1 protein-coding gene is annotated in these 1,781 nt (G+C 67.4%); it reads left to right on the forward strand.

All coding sequences use genetic code 11. The annotated features are described in order from the left end of the window. A partial coding sequence (locus G3O00_RS42445) for an acyl-CoA dehydrogenase (protein WP_241025611.1) occupies window positions 1-1,781 on the forward strand: 1,781 nt, incomplete at its 5' end.

The following is a 1,781-nucleotide window of genomic DNA, read 5'->3' on the forward strand; positions in this document are numbered from 1 at the left end:
ACGCCCCCGTCAAGGACATGCTGTTCGTGCTGAAGGAACTGGCCGGCATCGACGCCGTTGCGCAGTTGCCGGGCTTCGAGGATGCCGGTTACGACACGGCGCAGGCCGTGCTCGACGAGTCCGCGAAGTTCTGCGGCGAGGTGCTGGCCCCGCTGAACGTCGAAGGCGACCGCAACCCGAGCAGCTGGAAGGACGGCGTCGTGACCGCAACGCCCGGCTTCGGCGAAGCGTTCCGCCAGTTCGTCGAAGGCGGCTGGCAGGGGCTGCAGCATCCGTCCGAATACGACGGCCAGGGGCTGCCGAAGCTGATCGCGACGCCGTGCATCGAGATGCTGAACGCGTCGAACCTGTCGTTCGCGCTGTGTCCGCTGCTGACCGACGGCGCGATCGAGGCGCTGCTGACGGCTGGCACCGACGAGCAGAAGCAGCGCTACGTGCCGAAGCTGATCTCCGGCGAATGGACCGGCACGATGAACCTGACCGAGCCGCAGGCCGGCTCCGATCTCGCGCTGGTGCGCTCGCGCGCCGAGCCGCAGGGCGACGGCACGTACAAGGTGTTCGGCACGAAGATCTTCATCACGTGGGGCGAGCACGACATGGCGGACAACATCGTCCACCTGGTGCTGGCGCGCACGCCGAACGCGCCGGAAGGCGTGAAGGGCATCTCGCTGTTCATCGTGCCGAAGTTCATGGTCAACGAAGACGGCTCGCTGGGCGCGCGCAACGACGTGCACTGCGTGTCGATCGAGCACAAGCTCGGGATCAAGGCGAGCCCGACGGCGGTGCTGCAGTATGGCGATCACGGTGGCGCGATCGGCTACCTGGTCGGCGAGGAAAACCGCGGCCTCGAATACATGTTCATCATGATGAACGCGGCGCGCTTCGGCGTCGGCATGCAGGGGATCGGCGTGGCCGATCGCGCGTACCAGAAGGCCGCGGAATTCGCGAAGGAGCGCGTGCAGAGCCGCCCGGTCGATGGTTCGGCCAAGCAGTCGGTGACGATCATCCATCACCCGGACGTGCGCCGCATGCTCGGCACGATGCGCGCGCTGACCGAAGGCGCGCGGGCGCTGGCCTACGTGGCCGCCGCGCACAGCGACATTGCCCACCGCCATTCGGACGAGGCGACGCGGGCGCGTCATCAGGCAATCTACGAGTATCTGGTGCCGGTGGTGAAGGGCTGGAGCACGGAGATGGTGAACGACGTGGCGAGCCTGGGCGTGCAGGTACACGGCGGGATGGGTTTCATCGAGGAGACGGGCGCAGCGCAGTATTACCGCGATGCACGTATCCTTGCGATCTACGAAGGCACGACGGCGATCCAGGCGAACGACCTGGTGGGCCGCAAGACGATGCGCGACGGCGGCGCGGTGGCGAAGGCGCTGATCGCGGAGATCGGCGAGACGGTGGCGGCGCTGGGCAGGCTGGACGGTGCGGCGGCCGCATCGGTGAAGGCACAGCTGGAGAAGGGCGCGAAGGCGCTGTCGTCGGTGGTCGATTACGTGGTGGCGAACGCGAAGCAGGACCCGAACGCGGTGTTCGCGGGCAGCGTGCCGTACCTGAAGCTGGCGGGCGTGGTGCTGTGCGGGTGGCAGATGGGCCGCGCGCTGGTGGCGGCGCAGGCGAACCGCGCGAGCGATCCGGCGTTCTTCGATGCGAAGATCGCGATCGCGCAATGCTATGCGGAGCACGTGCTGGTGCAGGCAGGCGCATTCGAAGCGTCGATCGTCGGCACGAAGGGCAACGAGGGCGTGCTCGCGTTGACGGAAGACCAGTTCTGA

Source organism: Burkholderia sp. Ac-20384, from assembly GCF_017104605.1.
In the GTDB taxonomy this organism is placed as follows: domain Bacteria; phylum Pseudomonadota; class Gammaproteobacteria; order Burkholderiales; family Burkholderiaceae; genus Burkholderia; species Burkholderia lata.